Origin of the sequence: Burkholderia sp. A2 (assembly GCF_001729305.1) — a bacterium.
GTDB lineage: Bacteria > Pseudomonadota > Gammaproteobacteria > Burkholderiales > Burkholderiaceae > Burkholderia > Burkholderia sola.
In genome coordinates this window covers 152,969-171,368 of the sequence record NZ_LZXX01000081.1, presented here as the reverse complement: position 1 = coordinate 171,368, position 18,400 = coordinate 152,969, and the positions used below count along the sequence as shown (strand labels likewise).

The following is an 18,400-nucleotide window of genomic DNA, read 5'->3' as shown; positions in this document are numbered from 1 at the left end:
GACGTTGCTGGATTCGCACGTTCATCACAAGTTGCATCCATAAGCGCGCGCGCTCAAAAGCCTTGCAATGGCTACACAAGTATCGAGCCCGGCACACATCGTCGAGTCCGAACTCGTAGAACTGTTTCAAATCGTCACGCTCGGCTCAATCGTGTTCCGAATAGATGGCACAGGCGTCGACATGCTCGCGATTAGTGTCAACACGCGCAATAACCAGAAAGCTGACCAAGCCGCGTACCTATGCCCAATGGCTAACGTGCGCTTAAATGCGCGCAAACGATGGTTTAATGTGCAATGTCAAACTGATGATGATCGTGTCGCCTGCAGTGCGCGCGAGCGGAAGTGCCACATGCGCTGATCCTTAATCGAAGCATCGCTCCCATCGATTCACCAACAAAGGAGGAATCCGAACCATAAAAACGCCGCGGTAAACGAGCGCGGGCCGCAAGTGCTACCAACACTCACGACCCGCTAACCACAGCCAACTTTCAAGGAGTTGCCCATGGCTAAGCCGAATCATAAAGCACGACCACTGAAGACGGAACGTTTCGTCACGATCCAGGAGATGTGGGGTACCCCGAAGACCATGGATCCGAGGCCGGAGACGTTTTATCCGTACATGAAGATTGGTGGAATGTGGCTGATCAACGATGCGTGTTTTGTTCCGGGCCGCAGGGCGCGGATCGATATTGAGCCGGGGAGGCTGATCATTACGCAGCTGTAAGCGCAACGCGCCGGACAGGGTAGAGCAGCCGCAAGCGGCAGCCGCCCAAAGCCGCGCATCACCAAGCGATATCGCAAGACGACCGCGACGTCCCCGCGCCGCCGGTAGCCGTGCACTTCGTCCCCGATCCGTTGTCATAGAACGTCCGCGTCTCCGGCTGCGGTACCGACGGATCGAATGGATTCGGCGCCCCATGCGGACCGCGCGGCGCATCGTACGGCCGCTGCGGCGCATACGAGCCGCCACTACCGGCCGGCCGAGAGCCGTTCGCGCGCAGGTATTCATTCCAGTTCTGCTCGCGCTGCTCATACCCGGGCACTGCGCGACCCAAACTATCGCTCCCGCCCGCGCCAAGCGCGACGCGGTTCGGAGCCGAGACAAAATCGGGTTCGTGTTTAAAAGAAGGCGGCGATGCCACGAGCGCATCGCTCGTCACCCGCAACGGCCGCGTATCGGGCGTATCGAACGGGCTACGTTCGTCGGGCGCAGCGAACTGCACCCGTCGACGGCCCACACGCGCCGCACGTCCATCATCCCGAGCAGCCGCACGCCGCTCCGAGCGAAACACATTGGCACCGGCCGACCGATCGGTCAGCGCATCGCGTCCCGAAGCATGGGAGGCAGAAACAGAAAGCGCGCACGCGATCGCGGCGGCGGAAGACAGGCGGATAGGGCAATTCATGGATGGGCGATCCGAAGCAGGTGATGTGCATTGAACAAAACGGCAGATCACTGGCTGGCGGCTGGGCGACGACGGGGCGTCGAAGCGGCCCTGAAGCGACTGCGAGGCGCGGCGAACGCGACTTGCAGGGGAGGCTGGCTGGATTGCAGAAGCGAATTCGTATTATTTCATGGAAATATCAAAAAGCTTTCAATATGTTTAGAAATCGAAGATAAACAGAAAGATTTACCGCTTCGCCGAGCGCCCCGTCCTGGTGCGTGCTCCCGCAATCATCAGTCAGCGACCGGGCACTCGGTAGCCTGAAAAATACGAAACCGAGAACCGTCTCTCGCCGAACACCAAGCTCAGAAAGGAACCCACCCCGACCCCCGCGCCCAAGAGCAACCCGATTGCACCCAAATCAACCGTCCCAGCCTCCCACAGGTTGCGCCCCCATCGCCACCCACCCATCTCAAAAACGTACGTGTTTTCCCTCAGTCGACAGGCATTTTTGACAGACGATTGAAAAACGCCCATATAATTTCGGCTGCCTTGCCAACAGCTGTCGGACCATCCCTCCGAACGAGCGATTTGGCAAGCGGGGCAGGCGAAACGCTTGCGCAATGCAAGACGCATCACGATGTCTTTCCGAACCAGACGTCCCCTTCGGGGACTGCAAGAGCCGGGCCCCGCTACGCAATATTCCGCTGGAGTTCCGTCTTCTATGTGTCTCGGGCGTGTCCCATGTCCTCGCCCCGGGTGCTGTTCGATTGCGCAAGTCATGCCGCCTTTGCCCGTATGACTAAACAACATCGAGGAGCTCCCAGATGACGCTGTCCCGTCTTACGTCCATTTCCGTCGCCGCCGTGCTGTTCGCCGCTGGCGCCGCCGCCGCGCAAGCGGAAACCGTGAAGATCGCCATCGCCGGTCCGATGAGCGGCTCGGTCGCCCAATACGGCGACATGGTGAAGGCCGGCGCGCTGACCGCGATCGAACAGATCAACGCGGCAGGCGGTGCGGGCGGCAACAAGTTCGAAGTCGTGCTGATGGACGACGCGTGCGAACCGAAGCAGGCCGTCGCCGTCGCCAACAAGATCGTCAGCCAGAAGATCAAGTACGTGATCGGCCACGTGTGCTCGGGTTCGACGATTCCCGCGTCCGACATCTACGAGAACGAAGGCATCGTGATGGTCACGCCGTCGGCCACCGCGCCGCAGCTGACGGAAGGCAAGAAGCGTCACTTCATCTTCCGCACGATCGGCCGCGACGACCAGCAAGGCCCGGCCGCCGCGCACTACATCATCAACAACGTGAAGCCGAAGAAGGTCGCGGTCCTGCACGACAAGCAGTCGTACGGCCAGGGCATCGCGTCGTCGGTGAAGAAGGACCTCGAAGCCGCGAAGATCCCGGTCGTGCTGTTCGAAGGCGTCAACGCCGGCGATTCGGACTACTCGGCGATCATCACGAAGCTGAAGTCGCAAGGCGTCGATTTCGTCTACTTCGGCGGCTACCACCCGGAAATGGGCCTGCTGATGCGCCAGGCGCGCGAGCAGGGCGTGAAGGCGACGTTCATGGGGCCTGAAGGCGTGGGCAACAAGGACGTGACGGCGATCGCCGGCCCGGCTTCGGAAGGCATGCTCGTGACGCTGCCGGCCGACTTCTCGGCCGACCCGGCCAACGCGGCGCTCGTGAAGGCGTTCGCGGACAAGAAGCGCGACGCGAACGGCCCGTTCCAGATGCCGGCGTACGCAGCGGTGAAGATCATCGCCGACTCGATCGCGGGCGCGAAGACGACCGACCCGACGAAGGTCGCCGCGTACATGCACAAGACGACGTTCGACACGCCGATCGGCAAGGTCGCGTATGACGCACAGGGCGACCTGAAGGCGTTCAAGTTCGTCGTCTACACGTGGCACAAGGACGCGACGAAGACCGCCGCCAAGTAACAACGGAGTATCCGCCCGCGCACCCGCCCCGTCCGAAACCCGGACGGGGCGGGTGCGTATTGGTCGCGCCTCTGACCCGTGCGCGCCAAAGGGCGGCCCGAGACGACACCGTGCGTTGCGCGCGACCGATCGCCGTGATCCGGCGACGGCACGCGACCCAGCGCCAACGGGAGCTTCCCGCACATGACTGACTTCTTTCCCCAATTCGCCCAGCAGCTGGTCAACGGCCTGACGCTGGGTGCGATCTATGCGTTGATCGCCATCGGCTACTCGATGGTCTACGGCATCATCGGCATGATCAACTTCGCCCACGGCGAGATCTACATGATCGGCGCGTACGTGGGCCTCGTGACCCTCACGGCGATCGGCATCTCCGCCGGTTATCCGCTGCCGCTCGTGCTCGGCGCCGCGCTGATCGTGTCGGTGATCGTCACCGGCCTGTACGGCTTCGCGGTCGAGCGCGTCGCGTATCGCCCGCTGCGCGGCGGCCCGCGTCTCGTGCCGCTGATCTCCGCGATCGGCATGTCGATCTTCCTGCAGAACTACGTGCAGATCGGCCAGGGCGCGCGCGACGTGTCGGTGCCCGTGCTGATCTCCGGCGCGTTCGAGATCCATCTCGGCGGCGACTTCGACGTGACGATTCCTTATGCGCGCCTGCTGATCGTCTGCGTGACGCTGGTGCTGATGATCGCGCTCACGCTGTTCATCTCGCATTCGCGGATGGGTCGTGCGTGCCGCGCGTGCGCCGAGGACATGAAGATGGCGAACCTGCTCGGCATCGACACGAACCGCGTGATCTCGTTCACGTTCGTGCTCGGCGCGATGCTGGCGGCCGTCGGCGGCGTGCTGATCGGGCTGACGATCGGCAAGCTGAATCCGTATATCGGCTTCGTCGCGGGCATCAAGGCGTTCACCGCCGCAGTGCTCGGCGGGATCGGCAGCATCCCGGGCGCGATGCTCGGCGGCGTGCTGCTGGGCCTCGCCGAAACCTTCGCCGCAGGCTACATGCCGGCCGAGTACAAGGACGTGGTCGCGTTCGGCCTGCTCGTGCTGATCCTGCTCTTCCGCCCGACTGGCCTGCTCGGCAAGTCGGACATCGAAAAGGTTTGACGGAGACGCAGATGAGTCAAGTCATTTCCGTTCGCCGCCCGGCCGCCGACGCGTCGGTCGGCCAGGCGCTGAAGAATGCGGTGGCCGCCGCGATCCTGACGGCGATCCTCACGATTCCGGTGCTCGGGCTGCAGTTGAAGCTCGAAGGCTATCAGGTGGTGCTGACGCCGCACTGGCGCCCGGTATGGATCGCGGTCGCGGCCGTGTTCCTGTTCCAGTTGTTCAAGCCGTGGCTCGTGCGCGCGAAATCGGCGGTGAAGCTGCCGGCGATGCCCGCGATGGGCGCGCAGCAGCAGCGCGTGATCATCTGGGTGCTGCTCGCCGTCGGCCTCGTGTGGCCGTTCTTCGGCTCGCGCGGCGCGGTGGACGTCGCGACGCTCGCGCTGATCTACGTGATCCTCGGCCTCGGGCTGAACATCGTGGTCGGTTTCGCGGGGCTGCTGGACCTCGGCTATGTCGGCTTCTATGCGGTCGGCGGCTATACGTACGCGATGCTGAACCAGTATTTCGGGCTGTCGTTCTGGGAATGCCTGCCGATCGCGGCGATCGCCGCGGCGACGTTCGGCTTCCTGCTCGGCTTCCCGGTGCTGCGCCTGCGCGGCGACTATCTCGCGATCGTCACGCTCGGCTTCGGCGAAATCATCCGTCTGCTCGCGAACAACCTGACGAGCCTCACCGGCGGCCCGGACGGCATCTCGAGCATTCCGAAACCGACGGTGTTCGGCTTCGAGATGGCGCGCTCGGCGAGCGTCGAAGGCGCGAAGACCTTCCACGAACTGATCGGGCTGGAATACAGCGGCGAGCACATGGTGATCTTCCTGTACCTGATCGCGCTGGTGCTGGTGGGCTTCACGCTGTTCGTGACGAGCCGCCTGATCCGCATGCCGATGGGCCGTGCGTGGGAAGCACTGCGCGACGACGAGATCGCATGTCGTTCGCTGGGCCTGAACCCGACGCGCATCAAGCTGTCGGCGTTCACGCTCGGCGCGGCGTTCGCGGGGATCGGCGGCGCGTTCTTCGCCGCGCGTCAGGGCCTCGTGAATCCCGAATCGTTCACCTTCATCGAATCGGCGCTGATCCTCGCGATCGTCGTGCTCGGCGGGATGGGGTCGCAGCTCGGCGTGATTCTCGCGGCGATCCTGCTGACCGTGCTGCCGGAAGTCGCGCGCGGTTTCGCCGAGTACCGGATGCTGATCTTCGGTCTGGTGATGGTGTTGATGATGATGTGGCGTCCGCAGGGCCTGCTGCCCGCGAGCCGTCCCCACGTGGAGCTGCCGCAATGAGCGCGAATGCAGAACTGTTGAAGGTCGCCGGGCTGCAGATGCGCTTCGGCGGGTTGCTCGCGGTGGACGGGATCGATTTCGACGTGCGCCGCGACGAGGTGTTCGCGATCATCGGGCCGAACGGCGCGGGCAAGACCACGGTGTTCAACTGCGTCGGCGGCTTCTACAAGCCGACCGGCGGCGACGTCGTGCTCGACGGCCATGCGATCGCGGGCCTGCCGAGCCACCAGATCGCATTGAAGGGCCTCGTGCGGACGTTCCAGAACATCCGGCTGTTCAAGTCGCTGACCGTCGTCGAGAACCTCCTGGTCGCGCAGCATCGCAAGGTGAAGGCCGGGCTGCTGCACGGCCTGTTCGCGACGCCCGCGTATCGTCACGCGGAGAAGGAAGCGCTCGAACGCGCGGCCGTGTGGCTCGACCGGATGGGACTGACGTCGGTCGCCAACCGGCCGGCCGGCACGCTGTCGTACGGGCACCAGCGGCGTCTGGAGATCGCGCGCTGCATGATCACCGAGCCGCGCCTCTTGATGCTCGACGAGCCGGCGGCCGGCCTCAACCCGCAGGAAAAGATCGAGCTGCAGCACCTGATCGACAAGCTGCGCCGTGAATTCGGCGTATCGGTGCTGCTGATCGAACACGACATGAGCCTCGTGATGGGCGTGTCCGACCGGATCCTCGTGATGGAGCACGGCCGGCCGATCGTGATCGGCACGCCGGAGGCGGTCCGCAACGACCCGCGCGTGATCAAGGCGTATCTGGGGGAAGAGTGATGCTGAAGCTGGAACAGGTCCATACGCACTATGGCGCGGTCGAAGCGCTCGCGGGCGTGTCGATCGAGGTGAACAAGGGCGAGATCGTCACGCTGATCGGCAGCAACGGCGCCGGCAAGACGACGCTGATGATGACGGTATGCGGCACGCCGCGCGCGTCGTCGGGCCGCGTGCTGTTCGAGGGCAACGACATCACCGCGATGTCGACGCACCAGATCATGCGGCAGGGGATGGCGATTTCGCCGGAAGGGCGGCGCGTGTTCCCGAGCCTGACGGTGCTCGAGAACCTGAAGATGGGCGGCTTCTTCGCGAGCCGTCACGAGATCGACGACGGCATCGAGCACGTGTTCAAGCTGTTTCCGCGGTTGAAGGAGCGTGCGGCGCAGCGGGCCGGCACGATGTCGGGCGGCGAGCAGCAGATGCTCGCGATCGGCCGTGCGCTGATGAGCAAGCCGCGTTTGCTGCTGCTCGACGAACCGACGCTCGGCCTCGCGCCGCTCGTGATCGCGCAGATCTTCGACATCATCCGGACGATTCGCGACGAAGGCGTCACGGTGTTTCTGGTCGAACAGAACGCGAACAAGGCGCTCGGCGTGGCCGATCGCGGCTACGTGCTCGAAACGGGGCGCGTGGTGCTGGCCGACACGGGCGCGAACCTGCTGGCGAACGACCGGATCAAGCAGGCGTATCTGGGCGGGTGATCGACGGACGCCGCCGGCCTGCAACGGGCCGGCGGTTTTTTGCATCGTTTCCGGATGCATCGGTATTCGTTCGGTACGGCAGGCGCCATGCCCGTTTATGCGGAAAATCCGTAGCCGATTCGGCTTCGATCGTAGTCAAATCGGCTACATCCTTGCTTCGCGGAGACAAGCGATGAAAGTCAAACGAATCGTCGCCAACATCGACACACGTTCCATCGACGACGCAAAGCGCTTCTATCAGCACATCTTCGGTCTCGATCTGCTGATGGATCACGGCTGGATCGCGACCTACGGCAATGCCGAACGGATGGACGTGCAGATCAGCTTCGCGTCGCAGGGCGGGTCGGGCACGCCGACGCCCGACCTGTCGATCGAGGTCGACGATCTCGACGAAGCGCTCGCGCGCATTCAGGCAGCGCGCATCCCCGTCGAATACGGCCCGGCCGACGAGCCGTGGGGCGTGCGGCGCTTTTTCGTACGCGATCCATTCGGTAAGCTCGTGAACGTGCTCGTTCACCGCTGATTGCCGAAACGGCGGCGTTGCACGACGCATTTACCCATGCAACGCCAGCCCCTTCACCGCCTTGTCGACGGCCTTCTTCGGCCCGTGCAACGCCAGGCCGACCAGATCGGGATTGGCCGCATCCTCGGCGCGAAACGCTTCGCGGTTGGCCGCATCGTGCCCGGTCGAGAACATTGCGCGCACGTAGGGCACGATCGTCAGCTCGCGCGACAGCGCCTGCCGGTGCGCGGCCTGCAATCCGTTCAGGTCGGCCGCGAACACCAGCATCGGCTGGCCGAGCATCCGGCCGTAGCGGCGCCCGGCCGCATCCTCGTAAGGCTCGCCGAGTGCGTCGGGCGCACCGGCCGCGACGCCCGTCGCGAGAAACGCGACCACGTTGAGTTTTTGCCACGCGGCGAGATCGTCGCGCACGATCAGCGCTACTTTGGTATCGAACATGCTTGCTCCTGGTTGGAGCGCCCATGATCGGACGTCGTGCGTGATCAGTCTGGAACGTTTGTGCAGAGTTGCCGGTACGCGGCCGGCGTGATCCGGTACGCGCGTCGGAACCAGCGGCCGAGGTGGCTCTGGTCGGCGAAGCCGACGTCGGCGGCCGCCTGCGCGGGCGTGCGGCCGGCCGCCAGCAGCTTTCGTGCGGCGCGCAGCCGCAAGCGCACGAGGTACGCGTGCGGCGACGTGCCGAACGCGCGCTGGAACATCCGCGTCAGCCGGAACCGGTCGATGCCGGCGACGCTCGCGAGTTCGTCGAGGCCGATGTTGCCGTCCATGTGTTCGTGCAGCAGATCGCGCACGCGTACGATCGCGGGCGGCACGACGCCGCTTTCCAGCGGGGACGGCCCCAGCTGGCTGCCGAGCCGCATCAGCAGGCGATCGAGCGTCTGGTCGCGCGCGAGCCGGCCTTCGTTGTCGTGGATCGCGAAGAATGCGTTCCGGATCGCGTCGACGAGGCCGCGATCGTCGACGAGCGTATGGCCGAACGTGGCTTCGACGCTGCCGAGGCCCGGCAGGTCGAGCCGGCGCGCGGCGCGCTCGACCCACGCTTGCGGCAGGTACAGCATCCCGTACGTGAAGCCGCCGGCTTCGGGCGCGTGGCCGTCGTGCATCGCGCCCGGCTCGATCAGGATCGCGCGGCCCGGCACGCTCGTATGCAGCGAGCGGTGACACTGGAAGCGCTGCACGCCCTGTTCGGTGAAGCCGACGAGCATGTCGTCGTGGTCGTGCGCATCGTACGCATGGCCGTTGAAATGCGCGTGCAGGCTTTCGATGCCGGTTTCCGCGTCGCGGCGCGCGACGAGCCAGTGGTCGGTCGCGCCGACGGCCTTGGCGTCTGTCGTCATCGGGGGCCTCGTACGTCGTCGTTGCGTGACGGAACGGGGTTGCAGGTGGCGGAACGGGGCAGGCGAGCGCGGTTCATGCTTCGCTCACCGTCGCCTGTTCGTCGCGCGCGTATTGCGCGGGCGGCCGGCCGACGTGCCGCGCGAACGCGACGCTGAAGGTGCTCGCCGAACTGTAGCCGACGCGCGCCGCGATTTCGGCGATGCGGCCTTCGTTGCGGCGGAGCAGATCCTTCGCGAGCGCCATGCGCCACGTGAGCAGGTATTCCATCGGCGCGACGCCGACCGCGCGGCTGAAGCGCTCGAAGAACGTCGAGCGCGACAGCGCGGCTTCCTTCGCGAGCTCGACGATCGTCCACGGGTGCGCGGGGCGTTCGTGCATGCGCCGCAGCGCCGCCGCGAGCCGGCTGTCGGCGAGCCCGCGCACGAGGCCGGGCGACGCGTGCGTGCCGGTCGTGAAGCGCATCGCCTCGATCAGCAGCACTTCCAGCAGGCGCGCCAGCACGATTTCGCGGGCAGGCCGCTGCGCGCGCGATTCGTCGCCCACCAGTTGCACGAGCGTGGTCAGCCGCGGCTCGTCGCGTACGTGCACGAAGCGCGGCAGCAGCGACACCAGCAGCGATGCATCGGGCGAACCGAAGCTGCAGTTGCCGGCCATCATTCGCGTGTCGACCGGGTTCGCGGGATCGCCGATCCGGTATTCGCCGGGGGCGACCATGACGGGCGGCGCGGTGTCGACGCCCGGCGGTGGCGGTTGGAGGCTCGACATCGCGACGCCGTAGGCGGCCGGAATCAGCATGAAATCGCCGGCCAGCAGCTCGATCGGCGCGTGCCCGTCGATCGCGATCCGGCAGCCGCCGTCGAGGACCGCGCAATAGAACGGCTCGCCGGCGACCGTGCGGTTGATCGCCCACGGGCTCGCGCCGCGCACGTACTTCGCGTACCGCGCGCCCGGTTGCAGCAGCGTCACGACTTCGGTCAGCGGGTCGATCATCGCCGGACTCTCGCAAAAGAAAAGCGGATTTTAGATTGTAGCGAATACGGCACCGGCCCTCTATCGTACGGACACATGCTCAACACACCCCAGGAGTTCGCATGAAGACCGTACTGATTACCGGCTGTTCTTCCGGCTTCGGCCTTGAAATCGCCCGCTATTTTCTGGCGCGCGACTGGCAGGTCGTCGCGACGATGCGTACGCCGAGCGACGACGTGCTGCCGCCGTCGGAGCACCTGCGCGTGCTGCCGCTCGACGTGACGAACGCGGACAGCATCCGCGCCGCGGTCGACGCCGCCGGCCCGATCGACGTGCTCGTCAACAACGCGGGCTTCGGCGCGGCCGCGCCGGCCGAACTCACGCCGCTCGACACGGTGCGCGCGCTGTTCGACACCAACACGATCGGGACGATCGCGGTGACGCAGGCCGTGCTGCCGCAGTTTCGCGCGCGCGGCGCCGGCGTGGTCGTGAACGTCACGTCGAGCGTTACGCTGAAGGCGCTGCCGCTGGTCGGTGCGTACCGGGCGAGCAAGGCGGCGGTGAACGCGTTCACCGAATCGATGGCGATCGAACTCGAGCCCTTCGGCGTGCGCGCGCATCTCGTGCTGCCGGGCCGCGCGCCCGATACGCGTTTCGCGGACAACGCACGGGACAACATGCACGGCTTCGAGCACGAAGCGTATGCGGACTTCGTCGGCAAGGCCGTCGCGCGGATGCTCGATGCGTCAGGGCCGATTACCCATGCGCAGGACGTCGCCGAAGCCGTGTGGCGCGCGGCGACCGATCCGTCGAGCCCGATGCGGATGCCGGCCGGCGCCGATGCGTTAGCGTGGGCGGCGGAAGCGGGTTGATCGATCCGCGATCCGCCGCACCGGCCGGTTGAACCGGTGCGGCGGATCGCGTGAGGTCGAAAACAGCGTTACGTTAAAGCGCGCGCGTGATCGCCTGCTCCAGCAGCGACAGGCCGAGGTCGATCTCGTCTTCGCTGACGGTCAGCGGCGGCGCGATCCGGAACACGCCGCCCATGCCGGGCAACTGCACGATGTTCATGCTGAGCCCGAGCTTCATGCATTCGCGCGTGATCTTCGCGCCGAGCCCGTCCGCCGGCTCCTTGGTCCGGCGATCCTTGACGATCTCGACGCCGAGCAGCAGTCCGCGCCCGCGCACGTCGCCGATGCAGTCGAAGCGCTCCATCAGGTCGAGCAGCCCGCGCCGCAGCCGCTCGCCCATCGTGTTCGCGCGCGCGACGAGGCCGTCGCGCTGCACGACGTCGAGCACGCGCAGGCCGACGGCGGCCGGCAGCGGGTCGGACACGTGCGTCGTGTAGAACAGGTAGCCGAGCTCGTGCGCGCGTTCCTCGATGGCCGCGGACGTGACCATCGCCGCGAGCGGCAGCCCCGCGCCGAGCGTTTTCGACAGCGTCAGGATGTCGGGCGTCACGCCGTCGCGCTGGCACGCGAACATCGTGCCGGTGCGGCCGACGCCCGTCTGCGCTTCGTCGAGGATCAGCAGCATCCCGCGCGCCTCGCACTTGCGCTTGAGCGCGGCCATATAGCCTTCCGGCAATTCGATGATCCCGCCCGAACTGAGAATCGGCTCCGCGATGAACGCGGCGAGGTTGCCGCTCGACTGGCGGTCGATCAGGTCGAACGCGTAGTCGAGTTCGGCGAGCGGGTCGTACGCGCCGTTGCGCTCGAAGCGCGGCCGGTACGCGAACGGCGCCGGAATCGCGAACGAGCCGACCGACGCCGGTCCGACGCCCTTGCGGCCGGCGCTGTACGTGGCCGACGCGGCGGCGCCCGTCATCCCGTGCCACGACTGAGCGAAACCGACGATCTCGTACTTGCCGGTGACGAGCTTCGCCATCCGGATCGCCGCCTCGTTCGATTCCGCGCCGGTGCTGAGCAGCAGCGCGCGGTCGAGCCCGGCGGGCGTGATGTCGGCGAGGCGCGTCGCGAGATCGACGACCGGCCGCGACAGCATCCCGCTGAACAGGTGATCGAGCTTGCCCGCGTATTCGCCGATCACGGACACGATCTCCGGATGGCTGTGGCCGAGCACCGCGCTCATCTGGCCCGACGTGAAATCGAGGATCGCGCGGCCGTCGGCGTCGTAGACGAAGCTGCCTTTCGCGCGCTCGACGATCATCGGCTCGAACGTGCCGCCGTAGCGGACCAGATGCTGCCTGGCATGGCGCCAGAAGGTTGCGTCGTCGTTCAGGGACATGGGCGTCTCCGGGCAAAAGGGCAGGGATCGCTTGCAGTCTAGGCGCGCGTCTGGTTTGATGGAAACGAATAGTTCTAATGCAAGCCAGAAAAGAGGCTAATACCTTGGCGCTTTCGCTCGAAATCGACCTGCTGCGCTCGTTCGTCGTGATCGCCGAGGTGCGCGCGCTGAGCCGCGCGGCCGTGCGCGTCGGCCGCACGCAATCCGCGCTCAGTCAGCAGATGAAGCGGCTCGAGGAGGCCGTCGACCAGCCGCTGTTCCAGCGCACCGGCCGTGGCGTGGTGCTCACGCATCCGGGCGAGCGGCTGCTCGTGCATGCGCAGCGCATCCTGCGGCTGCACGACGAGGCGATGGCCGATCTGTGCGGCACGGGGCTGTCGGGGACGATCCGGTTCGGGTGTCCGGACGATTACGCGCAAGTGTGGCTGCCGTCGCTGCTGCGGCAGTTTTCGAGCCAGCATCCGCAGGCGATCGTCGAAGTCGTCTGCGGGCCGACGCCGCGGCTCGTCGAACACCTGGAGAAGCGCGCGGTCGACCTGGCGATGATTTCCGTGCCGGACGACGGTGCGACCGGCGACATCATTCGTCGCGAGCAACTGGTCTGGATCGGCTATCCGGGGCTCGAGCCCGCGCATTTCGATCCGCTGCCGCTTGCGCTGTCCGACCGCGATACGCTCGATCACGTTGCAGCGTGCGACGCGTTGAACCGCGCCGGCCGCGACTATCGCGTCGCATATGCGAGCAGCAGTCTCGCCGGGCTGATCGCGCTGGTGCGTTCGGGACAGGCGTTCGCGGTGATGACGCAGACGGCCGTGCCGGCCGACGTCGCGATCGTCAACGGCGATCCGCATTTGCCGCCGTTGCCGGCCGTGGGCATTACGCTGCGGTTCGACCGGAAGCGGCCGTCGCACCTGACGGTCGCATTCGCCGACCATATCCGGCAAACGCTGCCGTTGCTTTGACGGTCGACGCGGATCAGTCGACCATCGACGAAGCCGACACCTGCGTGCGGCCACGCGTCTGCGCGGCCGCATCGCGCACGCGGATCGTCGCCTGCATGCCCGACAGCTTCAGTTCGGTTTCCTGAAATGCGTTGACCGGCTCGGATTCGGCGACGATGCCGCAGCCCGCGAACAGCCGGCGCGCGCCGTCGGCGGGCGCCGCATCACGCACGGCTCAACCGCCGCGCGGCCATCCATGCAACGACGAGCAGCACCGCGACATACGCGGCGACGCTCGTCCACGCGCCGCGCTGCCAGAACGCGCCGCCGACCGAGCCGAGCACGCTCGACCCGACGTAGTAGGCGAGCAGATACAGCGAAGCCGCATGCCCCTTCGCGGCGCCCGCGAGCGCGCCGACCCAGCCGCTCGCGACCGAGTGCGCGACGAAGAAGCCGATCGTCACGAGCACGATGCCGACGACGATCGCGACGAGCGAGTGCGACAGCGTCAGCGCGAGGCCCGCCGCGAACACGACGATGCCGCTGACGAGGACCGGCGCCCGCCCGAGACGATCGGCGAGCGCGCCGGCGCTCGATGACGACACCATCCCGAACAGATACGCGCCGAAGATCAGCCCGCAGGCGGTCGGGCTCAGGTTGAACGGCGCCGCCATGAGCCGGAACCCGGCGTAGTTGTAGATCGTCACGAACGCGCCCATCACGAGGAAGCCGATCGCGAACACGAACGGCAGGCGCGCGTGACGCAGTTGCGCGTGCCACAGCCGCAGGTGGTGACGCAGCGTCAGGTCGGTGCGCTTCACGAAGCGTCGCGACGCCGGCAGCAGCATCACGAATGCGAGCGCCGCGAGCAGATCGACGACACCGATCGACAGCATCGCCGTTCGCCACGAAAAGTGCTCCTCGAGCGCGCTCATCCCGATCCGTCCGATCATGCCGCCGAACGCGGTTCCGCCGACGTAGAGCCCCATCGAGAAGCCGAGCCCGTCGGCGGCGATTTCTTCCGCGAGATAGGCCATCGCCACCGCCGGCACGCCCCCAAGCGCGAAGCCTTCGAGCGCACGACAGACGAGCAGCAGGTGCCAGTTCGGCGACAGCGCGGCGAGCAGATTGAACAGCGCGGCCAGCGTCATCGACGCGAACATCAGCCCGCGCCGCCCGACCCGTTCGGACAGCGCGCCGGCGCACAGGATCGACACCGCGAGCATCCCGGTCGACAGCGACAGCGACAGCGAACTCGACGCCGCGCCGACGTTGAATTCGCGGGCGAACGCGGGAAGCAGCGGCTGCACGCAATACAGCAGCGAGAAAGTGGCAAAGCCGGCGAGGAACAGCGCGAACGCGATGCGCTTGTACGCGGCCGAGCGCGGGGACACGCCGGCCGGCAGCGCATCGGGCGCGGAGGGTTGCGTACCGGGCATGGATCGGGAAATCGAAGCGGGGGACATGAAGGCACTCGATGTGCGACGGAATACACGAATTCTTGCGCACGGTCATGTATATGTCCAATATATGAAATGAACCGCAGCAATATGTTTTAACACTGGCTGGCAGGCCAGCCCCGACTCACCGCGAGGTCACGTCACGCATGGAACTCCGGCATCTCCGCTACTTTCTGGCCGTCGCGGCCGCGTCGAATTTCACGAAGGCCGCCGAAACGCTCGGCATCGGCCAGCCGCCGTTGAGCCAGCAGATCAAGGCGCTGGAAAACGAGCTCGGCGTGGAGCTGTTCAAACGGACCGCGCGCGGCGCCGAGCTGACGCTGGCGGGCGAAGTCTTCGCGGAAGAAGCGCGACGCGTGCTCGACGATGCCGAGCGCGCGGCACGCGCGGCGAGACGCGCCGCGCGCGGGGAAACCGGCCATTTGCGGGTCGGCTTCACCGGGACGGCGGCGTTCAATCCGAAAGTGTCGGATCTGATTCGCCGCTTTCACGAGGCGTTTCCGGATGCGGAGCTGACGTTGCAGGAAGCGACGTCGGGCGTGCTGCTGGAGGCGCTGGAGGCCGGGCGCCTCGACGTCGCGATCGTGCGGCCCGAGCGCCGCGTGGCCGCGACGCTGCAGGTATCCGATTGGGACGAGGAGCCGATGTTCGTCGCGCTGCCCGTCGCGCACCGGCTGGCGCAGCGTCGGCGCATCGAACTGGCGGAACTCGCGGACGAGTCGTTCGTGCAGGTGCCGCGCGCGGCCGGCGCCGCGCTGTTCGACGACATCGTCGCCGCGTGCAAGGCTGCCGGGTTCGAGCCGCGCATGGGTCAACCGGCGCCGCAGATCGCGTCCGCGGTGACGCTGGTGGCGGCCGGGCTCGGCGTGTCGGTCGTGCCGAAGGCGATTACGCAGGTGCAGGTTCCCGGGGTCGTGTACCGGCCGTTCGCGGGCAACCGGTTTCGCGCGAGGCTGGCCATTGCGTCGCGCTGCGACGAGCCGTCCGCGGTGGTGCGGAATTTTCTGCTGCTTGCATAGCAGACAACAAAAAACCCGCGAAGCCATGTGCTGTCGCGGGTTTCGGATCATGCTGGAATGCGCGGAAAACGCATCTGGTGCCGACGGCGAGACTCGAACTCGCACAGCTTTCGCCACTACCCCCTCAAGATAGCGTGTCTACCAATTTCACCACGTCGGCACTGCAAGGGGCGCAATTCTAACGTCACATCGCGCGTTTGTGAAGGGGGGATGACAAGGTCGTGTAGGGGCACGCGATCGATCCCGGTAGAATTCGTCCGATCGACCTGACGATCACCGCAACCGCCACCCGTTTTCTCCCCGTGACCCACACCCTCGAACACCTGCAGGCCGGCCAACTGTCGGGCGCGCGGCAACTGAAGCTCGCGTGCGGACTGACCGAATTCCCGCGCGAGATCTTCGATCTGGCCGACACGCTCGAAGTGCTCGACCTGACCGGCAACGCGCTGTCCGCGCTGCCGGACGACCTGCCGCGGCTGCATCGCCTGCGCATCCTGTTCGCGTCGGGCAACCGCTTCACCGCGTTCCCCGACGTGCTCGGCGCGTGCGAACGACTCGACATGATCGGCTTCAAGGCGAACCGGATCCGCACCGTGCCGCGCGGCGCGCTGCCGCGTGCGCTGCGCTGGCTGATCCTGACCGACAACGCGATCGACGAACTGCCGGCCGACATCGGCGACTGTGCGCGGTTGCAGAAGCTCATGCTGGCCGGCAATCAGCTGCAGGCGCTGCCCACGGAAATGGCCGCGTGCCGCGCGCTGGAGCTGGTGCGCCTGTCGGCGAACCGGCTGCACGCGTTGCCCGACTGGCTGCTGCGACTGCCGCGGCTCGCGTGGCTCGCCGTTGCCGGCAACCCGTTCGGCGCGGCGCCGGAGGCCGCGGCGTCCGCCGGGCCGGACGTCGCGGAGATCGACTGGGCCGCGCTGTCATGCGAACGGAAACTGGGCGAGGGCGCGTCGGGCGTCATTTATCGCGCGCAATGGCGGGCGGACGGCCATCCGCCGCGGACGGTCGCGGTCAAGCTGTTCAAGGGCGCGGTGACGAGCGACGGCTTGCCCGATTGCGAAATGGCCGCGTGCCTGCATGCCGGCCGTCACCCGCACCTGATCCCGGTGATCGGCAAGGTGCGCGGCCATCCGGACGGCACGCACGGCCTCGTGATGGAGCAGGTCGATCCCGCGCTGACGAACCTCGCCGGGCCGCCGAGCTTCGCGTCCTGCACGCGCGACGTCTATGCCGCCGAGGCGGAATTCGATCCGGCGCACGCGTTGCGGATCGCGCACGGCATCGCGTCGGTCGCCACCCAGCTGCATGCGCGCGGCATCATGCATGGCGACCTGTATGCACACAACATCCTGCACGACGGCGCAGGCGGCGCGTTGCTCGGCGATTTCGGCGCGGCGTCGCTGTACGACGTGAACGAGCGCACGCGCGGCGCGAGGTTCGAGCGGCTCGAAGTGCGCGCGTTCGGCTATCTGCTCGGCGAATTGCTCGAGCGCTGCGAACCGCACACCGGCGCGCTCGATGCGCTGGCGGCGGCGTGCATGAACGAGGACGTCGACGCGCGGCCGTCGTTCGACGAGATCACGGCCGCGCTGGCCGCGCGCATGCGCTGACGGGGAGGCGGCTTACGCCTGCCGCGCGGTCAGCAGCTTGATGCCGAGCCCGACGAACAGCAGCCCGCTCGCACGCTTGAGCGCGTGCACCGCGCGGCTCATGCCGACGCCGCGATGCAGGCGGCGCACGCCGGCCGAATAGACGCTGTGAACGACCACGACCGTGCAGGCGATCGTCGCGACGGTGCCGTGCGCGCCGTAGCGCACCGTGTTGCGAATCACGAGCAGCACGTTGGGGCCCGGCGACAGCGTCGTGGCGAGATAGGCTGCGGCAAACAGCATCCAGGTCTGAACGGACATGCGGCGCTCCGAAAGGCGGTTCCGGCGGTCGGGATGAAGCGATGATGACACGCTAATAATGGCGCGGGCCGCCACCGCCGGAACCGTGCGGTCGCGGCGCGTCAGCGCGCGTCGCGCATGCAGTACGCGGGAATCGACGGCGGCGTATCGATGGCGGCAGGCCGCGTCATCCACGCGATCCACGCGGCCCATGACCCGCAGGCGATCAGTACCGCGACATTCAGCGGGGTACGGTAGCGGACGATCAGGTCGGCCAGCGGCAGGCGGTTTTTCATGTGCGGCTCCTTCGGTCGTGAGGTCGGCGGCGTTACTGGCCGGCGTAGGTCGGCGCCTTCGCGTCGCAGGTCACGGACACGGTCGAGCCGTCCGCGAAATGCAGCCGCATCGGCACCTTCGCGCCGGGCGCGACGGCCTGGCGCGGTTCCTCCAGCATCACGTGATAGCTCTTCGGCTTGAACGTCAGCGTGCCGTGCGCGGGCACGACGACCGAGTCGACGTGCACCATCTTCGCGGTGCTGCCGCTCGTCTGCGTTTCATGCACCATCGCCATCCCGTAGGCGGGCGTGTCGATGCCGGTCAGCGTCGCGGGTGCGTCGCCGCCGTTCTTCAGCGTGAAGTAGCCGGAGGACGGTACCGTCGCCGGCATCGTGCGGATCCAGCACGCATCGGCCTGGATGGCCGGCGCGGCGAGGGTGGCGGACGCGTGCAGCGCCAGCGCCATGAGCACGGCGGTCGGAATCGGGCGTTTCATCATTTGTTCTCCTTATCGGGTGCGATGCCGGCGGCATCGAT

At 66.8% G+C, this 18,400-nt stretch carries 21 protein-coding genes, 1 tRNA gene and 1 pseudogene; 12 read left to right on the top strand and 11 right to left on the bottom strand.

The genetic code is table 11. The features are described from left to right. The first annotated feature begins 67 nt into the window (after positions 1 to 67). Both A9Z05_RS37240 and A9Z05_RS06695 read left to right on the top strand, forming a co-directional pair. Entirely contained in the window at positions 68 to 358 is a 291-nt protein-coding gene (locus tag A9Z05_RS37240) for a hypothetical protein (RefSeq protein WP_218077804.1), read from the top strand. A gap of 144 nt (positions 359 to 502) precedes the next feature. Beyond that, positions 503 to 724: a hypothetical protein gene (locus A9Z05_RS06695; RefSeq protein ID WP_069617391.1), complete on the top strand. Its 222-nt coding sequence runs from the start codon at positions 503 to 505 to the stop codon at positions 722 to 724. 58 nt (positions 725 to 782) lie between these two features. On the opposite strand, the gene A9Z05_RS34220 is transcribed toward A9Z05_RS06695, so the two are convergent. Next, positions 783 to 1,406, bottom strand: a complete 624-nt coding sequence (locus tag A9Z05_RS34220; RefSeq protein WP_084044147.1) for a hypothetical protein — start codon at positions 1,404 to 1,406, stop codon at positions 783 to 785. 806 nt (positions 1,407 to 2,212) lie between these two features. On the opposite strand from A9Z05_RS34220, the gene A9Z05_RS06690 reads away from it, so the two are divergent. From A9Z05_RS06690 to A9Z05_RS06665, 6 genes are all read left to right on the top strand, one after another. After that, positions 2,213 to 3,331, top strand: a complete 1,119-nt coding sequence (locus A9Z05_RS06690) for a branched-chain amino acid ABC transporter substrate-binding protein (RefSeq protein WP_050012348.1) — start codon at positions 2,213 to 2,215, stop codon at positions 3,329 to 3,331. 183 nt (positions 3,332 to 3,514) lie between these two features. Then, positions 3,515 to 4,441 (top strand): high-affinity branched-chain amino acid ABC transporter permease LivH, encoded by a 927-nt coding sequence (livH, locus tag A9Z05_RS06685; protein ID WP_006749488.1) that lies wholly within the window; start codon positions 3,515 to 3,517, stop codon positions 4,439 to 4,441. An 11-nt stretch (positions 4,442 to 4,452) separates the two neighbouring features. Continuing rightward, entirely contained in the window at positions 4,453 to 5,724 is a 1,272-nt protein-coding gene (locus A9Z05_RS06680) for a high-affinity branched-chain amino acid ABC transporter permease LivM (protein WP_069617493.1), read from the top strand. Next, the gene (livG, locus tag A9Z05_RS06675) at positions 5,721 to 6,494 is read left to right on the top strand and encodes a high-affinity branched-chain amino acid ABC transporter ATP-binding protein LivG (RefSeq protein WP_069617390.1); all 774 of its coding nucleotides are present in this window, start codon (positions 5,721 to 5,723) and stop codon (positions 6,492 to 6,494) included. The genes A9Z05_RS06680 and livG overlap by 4 nt, the downstream gene beginning before the upstream one ends. After that, positions 6,494 to 7,195: an ABC transporter ATP-binding protein gene (locus A9Z05_RS06670; protein WP_006484776.1), complete on the top strand. Its 702-nt coding sequence runs from the start codon at positions 6,494 to 6,496 to the stop codon at positions 7,193 to 7,195. The genes livG and A9Z05_RS06670 overlap by 1 nt, the downstream gene beginning before the upstream one ends. A 172-nt stretch (positions 7,196 to 7,367) precedes the next feature. Continuing rightward, a complete protein-coding gene (locus A9Z05_RS06665) occupies positions 7,368 to 7,718 on the top strand; it encodes a VOC family protein (protein WP_069617389.1) in 351 nt (116 codons plus the stop codon). 30 nt (positions 7,719 to 7,748) lie between these two features. Here the strand turns inward: A9Z05_RS06665 and A9Z05_RS06660 are convergent, their stop codons facing one another. From A9Z05_RS06660 to A9Z05_RS06650, 3 genes are all read right to left on the bottom strand, one after another. After that, positions 7,749 to 8,156, bottom strand: a complete 408-nt coding sequence (locus A9Z05_RS06660; protein ID WP_069617388.1) for a DUF2000 domain-containing protein — start codon at positions 8,154 to 8,156, stop codon at positions 7,749 to 7,751. 44 nt (positions 8,157 to 8,200) lie between these two features. After that, positions 8,201 to 9,055: an AraC family transcriptional regulator gene (locus tag A9Z05_RS06655; RefSeq protein ID WP_069617387.1), complete on the bottom strand. Its 855-nt coding sequence runs from the start codon at positions 9,053 to 9,055 to the stop codon at positions 8,201 to 8,203. Positions 9,056 to 9,128: 73 nt separating this feature from the next. Next, positions 9,129 to 10,046 carry an AraC family transcriptional regulator gene (locus A9Z05_RS06650; RefSeq protein ID WP_069617386.1) on the bottom strand — a complete coding sequence of 306 codons (918 nt, stop codon included), beginning with the start codon at positions 10,044 to 10,046 and terminating at the stop codon, positions 9,129 to 9,131. A 101-nt stretch (positions 10,047 to 10,147) separates the two neighbouring features. Here A9Z05_RS06650 and A9Z05_RS06645 point away from each other — a divergent pair, with 101 nt between their 5' ends. Further along, positions 10,148 to 10,897 carry an SDR family oxidoreductase gene (locus tag A9Z05_RS06645; RefSeq protein ID WP_069617385.1) on the top strand — a complete coding sequence of 250 codons (750 nt, stop codon included), beginning with the start codon at positions 10,148 to 10,150 and terminating at the stop codon, positions 10,895 to 10,897. A 73-nt stretch (positions 10,898 to 10,970) separates the two neighbouring features. On the opposite strand, the gene A9Z05_RS06640 is transcribed toward A9Z05_RS06645, so the two are convergent. After that, a complete protein-coding gene (locus A9Z05_RS06640; protein WP_069617384.1) occupies positions 10,971 to 12,272 on the bottom strand; it encodes an aspartate aminotransferase family protein in 1,302 nt (433 codons plus the stop codon). A 77-nt stretch (positions 12,273 to 12,349) separates the two neighbouring features. Here A9Z05_RS06640 and A9Z05_RS06635 point away from each other — a divergent pair, with 77 nt between their 5' ends. After that, the gene (locus A9Z05_RS06635) at positions 12,350 to 13,234 is read left to right on the top strand and encodes a LysR family transcriptional regulator (RefSeq protein WP_069617383.1); all 885 of its coding nucleotides are present in this window, start codon (positions 12,350 to 12,352) and stop codon (positions 13,232 to 13,234) included. 13 nt (positions 13,235 to 13,247) lie between these two features. On the opposite strand, the pseudogene A9Z05_RS06630 reads toward A9Z05_RS06635, so the two are convergent. Both A9Z05_RS06630 and A9Z05_RS06625 read right to left on the bottom strand, forming a co-directional pair. Continuing rightward, positions 13,248 to 13,448, bottom strand: a pseudogene (locus tag A9Z05_RS06630) (salicylate biosynthesis isochorismate synthase); the annotation flags it as partial. Next, complete coding sequence (locus A9Z05_RS06625; protein WP_069617381.1) at positions 13,438 to 14,679, bottom strand: MFS transporter; 1,242 nt, start codon at positions 14,677 to 14,679, stop codon at positions 13,438 to 13,440. The pseudogene A9Z05_RS06630 and the gene A9Z05_RS06625, both read right to left, overlap by 11 nt. A 140-nt stretch (positions 14,680 to 14,819) precedes the next feature. On the opposite strand from A9Z05_RS06625, the gene A9Z05_RS06620 reads away from it, so the two are divergent. Beyond that, positions 14,820 to 15,692 carry a LysR family transcriptional regulator gene (locus tag A9Z05_RS06620; protein WP_069617380.1) on the top strand — a complete coding sequence of 291 codons (873 nt, stop codon included), beginning with the start codon at positions 14,820 to 14,822 and terminating at the stop codon, positions 15,690 to 15,692. Between the two features lie 75 nt (positions 15,693 to 15,767). Here the strand turns inward: A9Z05_RS06620 and A9Z05_RS06615 are convergent. Next, a tRNA-Leu gene (locus tag A9Z05_RS06615) sits at positions 15,768 to 15,852 on the bottom strand. Positions 15,853 to 15,994: 142 nt separating this feature from the next. Between A9Z05_RS06615 and A9Z05_RS06610 the strand changes: the two genes are divergently transcribed. Then, the gene (locus A9Z05_RS06610; protein ID WP_069617379.1) at positions 15,995 to 17,308 is read left to right on the top strand and encodes a leucine-rich repeat-containing protein kinase family protein; all 1,314 of its coding nucleotides are present in this window, start codon (positions 15,995 to 15,997) and stop codon (positions 17,306 to 17,308) included. Positions 17,309 to 17,320: 12 nt separating this feature from the next. On the opposite strand, the gene A9Z05_RS06605 is transcribed toward A9Z05_RS06610, so the two are convergent. From A9Z05_RS06605 to A9Z05_RS06600, 3 genes are all read right to left on the bottom strand, one after another. Beyond that, positions 17,321 to 17,608 carry a hypothetical protein gene (locus A9Z05_RS06605; protein WP_069617378.1) on the bottom strand — a complete coding sequence of 96 codons (288 nt, stop codon included), beginning with the start codon at positions 17,606 to 17,608 and terminating at the stop codon, positions 17,321 to 17,323. Positions 17,609 to 17,709: 101 nt separating this feature from the next. Further along, positions 17,710 to 17,883 (bottom strand): hypothetical protein, encoded by a 174-nt coding sequence (locus A9Z05_RS36830; protein WP_164725533.1) that lies wholly within the window; start codon positions 17,881 to 17,883, stop codon positions 17,710 to 17,712. A 32-nt stretch (positions 17,884 to 17,915) separates the two neighbouring features. Next, the gene (locus A9Z05_RS06600; RefSeq protein ID WP_069617492.1) at positions 17,916 to 18,359 is read right to left on the bottom strand and encodes a copper chaperone PCu(A)C; all 444 of its coding nucleotides are present in this window, start codon (positions 18,357 to 18,359) and stop codon (positions 17,916 to 17,918) included. Between the last annotated feature and the right edge of the window lie 41 nt (positions 18,360 to 18,400).